Here is a 3,682-nt window from a genome sequence, read left to right on the forward strand (position 1 = left end):
CACGTCGCGGGGAGCGGGCTGCTCCCAATCTGCTCCCAATTAAGGGGCATACGGCAAGAAGCCCGTTACCGGAACTTCCGGCGGCGGGCTTCTGACCTGGCAGATATTCATGGTGGGCGATACTGGGATCGAACCAGTGACCTCTTCGGTGTGAAACAGGACGCTGCACCCACTCTGACCTGCGGAAACGACAAGCCGCAGGTAGGGGTGGGTGCAGTTGAGCGCCGTTCGATGCCGTTGGGCGCTGTTCGAAGCCGTTCAGTGCACCCTGTTGCTCCCAAGCTGCTCCCCTAATCCAGCCTGGCACCGAGGCTGCTGCGCCCGACCCCACCCGCGTTTGTCCCATAGGTCGTCCGCCGTCCGGTCGCGTACTACCGCCGAATCGAACCAGGACAGCCTTCACCTTCGGTCTGGCGTGGACGTCCGTGCCCGACGTCCACGCCAGAGCCAGGGGTTCAGAAGGTGACGACGGTAGCCCGTGCCGCAGCAACTGCGTCAGCACGCAGCCTGTTCAGTGCGCGTGAAGCTGAACCCCTGCGGGTGGCTTCACGGCCGGGATGAGCAGTGCCAGGACAGCGGAAGCCGCGGCCACGATCGCGGCGAAGGCAAAGCCGCGGGTGAAGCCAGTGCCGCTGCCGCCGGCGATACTCGCCGCCGCGATACTGGACACCACGGCGACGCCGAGGGCGGCCCCGAACTCGTGAAAAGTGCTGAGGAGTCCGGACGCGAGCCCCGCCTCGTGGTGGGCGATCTGTCCCAGCGCGGTCGTGGAGGCAGCGACGAAAGTGGCGCCGATTCCCACTGCGGCGACACTGATCCCCGTCACCACCACAGCCGAACCGTCCCAGAAAGCGGGTACCGCGGTGCCGAGGGCAGCGATCGCAAGGCCCGCCATCGCGACCGTCCGGCCACCGAGCCGGCCAACGACATGACCGGCGATCTGCGTACCGATGACCGTCGCCAAGGCGACCGGCAGGAACAGCAGCCCAGTCCGCAGCGCGCCGTAACCCTTGTAATGCTGCAGGTAGAACGACCCGAGGAAGAACACCGCGAGCATCAGCGCGGTCGCCACCAGAATCAGGAACGTGCCACCGGCCACCGACCGCCGGGTCAGGATCCGCAGGTCCATGAGCGGCGACCGCACGGTGCGTTGCACGACGGCGAACAGGACGTACAGGACGACGGCACCGGCCAGAGTCGCGAGGGTCACGGCGCTCAACCAGCCCCGGTCGCCCGCGTTGATCAGCCCGTAGATCGCCATGCCGGTTGCGGCGGTGACAAGGATCGCGCCCGGAACATCCAGGCGCGCCCGAGCTCCCTGTGGCAACTCCGCCGGCAGCATCCGGGCCAGTGCCACCAGCACGACCAAACCGATGGGCACGTTGATGTAGAACACCCACTGCCAGCCAGGACCCGCGGTCAGTACACCACCGAGCAGGACACCGATCGCGAACCCGCTACCGCCCAGCGCCGACCAGATGCCGAGCGCCTTGTTGCGCTCCTCTCCGTGGAAGCTTCTCGTCACCACCGACAGCGCCGCGGGTGACAGCATTGCCGCACCGACGCCCTGCGCGACCCGGCCGCCGATCAGCATCTCGGCATCAGCGGCCAGACCGGTGACCAGAGACGCGACGGTGAACACGAGCAGACCGAGCAGCACCACGCGGCGGGAACCGAACAAGTCCGCCGCCCGCCCTCCGAGCAGCATGAGGCCGCCGAACATCAACGTGTAGGCACTGACCACCCAGGTCAGCGTTTCGCGTTGCAGGCCGAGGTCCGCGCCGATGTCCGGTAGCGCGATCACCACCACGGTGACGTCCAGGATGAGCATGAACTGGGCGACGCCGAGCAGTGCGAGCATGCGCCAGCGGCGTGTGTCGGCGGCAGTGGTTTCCGGTTGGTCGGCTGCCTGAGCGGACACGGCGTCGCCTCCAATTCGAACAGCAATGTTTGACTTGTGTCGGGTACAGTAACTCGTACACCACTGTTCCACAAGGGGGATGCGTGACGGTGCCGATACCGGCGAAGCCGCCTGCCAGGCGAGCGGATGCGCAGCGCAGCATCGCGGCGATACTCGAGGCCGCGGTGATCGCCTTGAGCCGGAACCCGGAGGCCAGCGTCAGCGAGATCGCAAAGGCGGCCGGCGTCGGGAGGGTCACGCTTTACGGCCACTTCCCGAATCGGGCCGACCTGGTCGAGGCGGCGCTCGACCACGCCATCGAACAGGGCCACGCCGCACTCGACGCGGTCGACTTGACCGGCGACACCCGGCAGGCACTCACGCGGCTGATCGACTCCAGTTGGCTGCTGGTGAACCAGTCCCGCTCTCTCTTGCTCGCGGCCCAGACGGTTCTTCCACCGAGCCGGATTCGCGACCTGCATGCCGGTCCGGTCGAGCGCGTCGAAGGCCTCGTGAGGCGCGGTCAGGACGACGGAGTGTTCCGCAGCGATCTATCCACCTCATGGCTGGTCGGCGTCATGCACAACGTGATGCACACGGCAGCCGACGAGATCAACGCCGGCCGGCTTGATCCTGAGCAGGCCGGGGCCTTCATCACAGCGACCGTCCTGGCCGCCTTCACGCCGCCCGGACGTCGCGTTCCCGCCTGAGAGTGCGGGGGGGCCGGCCAACCGGCCCCCGTCCGCGCCGAACCCCTCCGCGGCGCGTGCTCCACAGCCCGCAGCCTCCCGCGTGCCCCCGCAGGCAGCCCGAGGCGGCGGGCATGATCAGGCCTTGGCTCAGCTACGGATTTCCTTGTCGGGCAGCCGTAGACCGTCCAGCCTCCTCGGACGGGGACAAGGTGGGGGCCTCACCGGCCGAACGACGTTGGCCCCGTCCGGGAGGTTGGTGGCCCTCGTGGTGCCCGGCGCGGTGATCCGCTCCCGGCCGATCGCTGAGGAGGGCCGGGGTTCGGGGCCGAGCCGCGAGTTCTTCTGATCGCGTCGTCCCCAAGCGTGGCCGGCCGGCCCGGCCGTGCCGGCCGGAGGTCGCCAGCAGGCCGGGGCCGGGCCGGCGCCGAGACCGGCATGCTCAGCGAGCGAGGCAACACCCTGGAATGTCGACTCGATCAGGCCGCGCGCCATGAACCAGGGCCGACCTTCTACAAGGGCCGAGGCCAGTAGCCTCCCTGGCGGCGGTCAGATGCTGCTCGGCTAGGGCGGAAGGAGAGATCCGGAATACTGGTGGTCATCGTGGCTGGGTAACTCGTAGGTGTCGTCGTTCGGCCAGCTCCTCCGCGCTGACCACGGTCAGAACCGGGGTACCCGGCGGCGCGAACATGGTCACCACCAGCTGCGACTGCGCGTTCGGAAGGTTGTTGGCGCCCTGGTAGTGGATCACGTCGCCCCCGGGCTCGAACAGGGCGTCACCGGCCTTGAGCACCCGGGGCGGCTGCCCCTCCAACTCGAAGAGGATCTCGCCCCGGGTCACGTAGCCGAAGAGCGGCCCGGGGTGCCGGTGCGGCGGCGCGCCGGGGTCACCGGGCGACAGGGTGACCCGGATGGTCCTGGCCTCGGCGCCAGCCGGGATCAGGGCCGTCGCCTCCGGCAGGGTCGTGATCACCTCAACGCCTGGGGGCAGGTGTGCCTGCTCAGCGCTCATGTATTCCTCCAAACAGGGAGTGTCTACAGGAAAGACAAGACCGCCTCCCTGTTTGTGACAGCCCTACGCGGCGAACCTACC

General features: G+C 68.4%; 3 protein-coding genes. 1 reads left to right on the forward strand and 2 read right to left on the reverse strand.

Annotated features, from left to right (window positions below; genetic code table 11):
- Positions 1 to 511: 511 nt before the first annotated feature.
- On the reverse strand, positions 512 to 1,921 hold the full coding sequence (locus JNW89_RS30785) for an MFS transporter (RefSeq protein ID WP_238451748.1): 1,410 nt from the start codon (positions 1,919 to 1,921) through the stop codon (positions 512 to 514).
- 83 nt (positions 1,922 to 2,004) lie between these two features.
- Between JNW89_RS30785 and JNW89_RS30790 the strand changes: the two genes are divergently transcribed.
- Positions 2,005 to 2,610, forward strand: a complete 606-nt coding sequence (locus JNW89_RS30790; RefSeq protein ID WP_238451749.1) for a TetR/AcrR family transcriptional regulator — start codon at positions 2,005 to 2,007, stop codon at positions 2,608 to 2,610.
- A 577-nt stretch (positions 2,611 to 3,187) separates the two neighbouring features.
- Here the strand turns inward: JNW89_RS30790 and JNW89_RS30795 are convergent.
- Positions 3,188 to 3,601 (reverse strand): cupin domain-containing protein, encoded by a 414-nt coding sequence (locus JNW89_RS30795; protein ID WP_238451750.1) that lies wholly within the window; start codon positions 3,599 to 3,601, stop codon positions 3,188 to 3,190.
- Positions 3,602 to 3,682 lie beyond the last annotated feature (81 nt).

Source organism: Micromonospora sp. 4G55, assembly GCF_016803375.1.

What these genes read in the sequence shown, in the direction of transcription:
- JNW89_RS30795 (WP_238451750.1), bottom strand. Translation starts at nt 3,601, where the DNA reads ATGAGCGCTGAGCAGGCACACCTGCCCCCAGGCGTTGAGGTGATCACG.